This window comes from Streptomyces sp. NPDC048650 (genome assembly GCF_043199095.1).
GTDB lineage: Bacteria > Actinomycetota > Actinomycetes > Streptomycetales > Streptomycetaceae > Streptomyces.
In genome coordinates this window covers 3,516-5,374 of record NZ_JBICVM010000035.1, presented here as the reverse complement: position 1 = coordinate 5,374, position 1,859 = coordinate 3,516, and the positions used below count along the sequence as shown (strand labels likewise).

At 55.9% G+C, this 1,859-nt stretch carries 1 rRNA gene (only partly in view); it reads right to left on the bottom strand.

Features of this window, described 5'->3' with window-relative positions:
• Positions 1-21: 21 nt before the first annotated feature.
• Positions 22-1,859: ribosomal RNA gene (locus ACGFML_RS38075) — 23S ribosomal RNA — on the bottom strand; it runs 1,365 nt beyond the window's last position.

Here is a 1,859-nt window from a genome sequence, read left to right as displayed (position 1 = left end):
ACACAGTGGACGCGAGCAACTGAGGACAAGCCCTCGGCCTATTAGTACCAGTCAACTCCACCCGTTACCAGGCTTCCATATCTGGCCTATCAACCCAGTCGTCTACTGGGAGCCTTAACCCCTCAAAGGGGGTGGGAGTACTCATCTCGAAGCAGGCTTCCCGCTTAGATGCTTTCAGCGGTTATCCTTTCCGAACGTAGCCAACCAGCCATGCCCTTGGCAGGACAACTGGCACACCAGAGGTTCGTCCGTCCCGGTCCTCTCGTACTAGGGACAGCCCTTCTCAATACTCCTACGCGCACAGCGGATAGGGACCGAACTGTCTCACGACGTTCTAAACCCAGCTCGCGTACCGCTTTAATGGGCGAACAGCCCAACCCTTGGGACCGACTCCAGCCCCAGGATGCGACGAGCCGACATCGAGGTGCCAAACCATCCCGTCGATATGGACTCTTGGGGAAGATCAGCCTGTTATCCCCGGGGTACCTTTTATCCGTTGAGCGACGGCGCTTCCACAAGCCACCGCCGGATCACTAGTCCCTACTTTCGTACCTGCTCGACCCGTCAGTCTCACAGTCAAGCTCCCTTGTGCACTTACACTCAACACCTGATTGCCAACCAGGCTGAGGGAACCTTTGGGCGCCTCCGTTACTCTTTAGGAGGCAACCGCCCCAGTTAAACTACCCACCAGACACTGTCCCTGATCCGGATCACGGACCCAGGTTAGACATCCAGCACGACCAGAGTGGTATTTCAACAATGACTCCCCTTGAACTGGCGTCCAAGGTTCACAGTCTCCCACCTATCCTACACAAGCCGAACCGAACACCAATATCAAGCTATAGTAAAGGTCCCGGGGTCTTTCCGTCCTGCTGCGCGAAACGAGCATCTTTACTCGTAATGCAATTTCACCGGGCCTATGGTTGAGACAGTCGAGAAGTCGTTACGCCATTCGTGCAGGTCGGAACTTACCCGACAAGGAATTTCGCTACCTTAGGATGGTTATAGTTACCACCGCCGTTTACTGGCGCTTAAGTTCTCAGCTTCGCCACACCGAAATGTGACTAACCGGTCCCCTTAACGTTCCAGCACCGGGCAGGCGTCAGTCCGTATACATCGCCTTACGGCTTCGCACGGACCTGTGTTTTTAGTAAACAGTCGCTTCTCGCTGGTCTCTGCGGCCACCACCAGCTCAAGGAGTAAATCCCATCACCAGCAATGGCCCCCCTTCTCCCGAAGTTACGGGGGCATTTTGCCGAGTTCCTTAACCATAGTTCACCCGAACGCCTCGGTATTCTCTACCTGACCACCTGAGTCGGTTTAGGGTACGGGCCGCCATGAAACTCGCTAGAGGCTTTTCTCGACAGCATAGGATCATCCACTTCACCACAATCGGCTCGGCATCAGGTCTCAGCCTTAACGTGTGACGGATTTACCTACCACACGGCCTACACCCTTACCCCGGGACAACCACCGCCCGGGCTGGACTACCTTCCTGCGTCACCCCATCGCTTACCTACTACCACCTTGGATCGGCGGCTCCACCACGTCCCTTTGTCCGAAGACTCCAGGCCGGCTTCACGGCCTTAGCATTAATGGATTCGATACTGGGCGTTTCAAAGCGGGTACCGGAATATCAACCGGTTGTCCATCGACTACGCCTGTCGGCCTCGCCTTAGGTCCCGACTTACCCTGGGCAGATCAGCTTGACCCAGGAACCCTTAGTCAATCGGCGCACACGTTTCCCACGTGTGTATCGCTACTCATGCCTGCATTCTCACTCGTGAACCGTCCACAACTCGTTTCCACGGCTGCTTCACCCGGCACACGACGCTCCCCTACCCATCACAACGGACGTT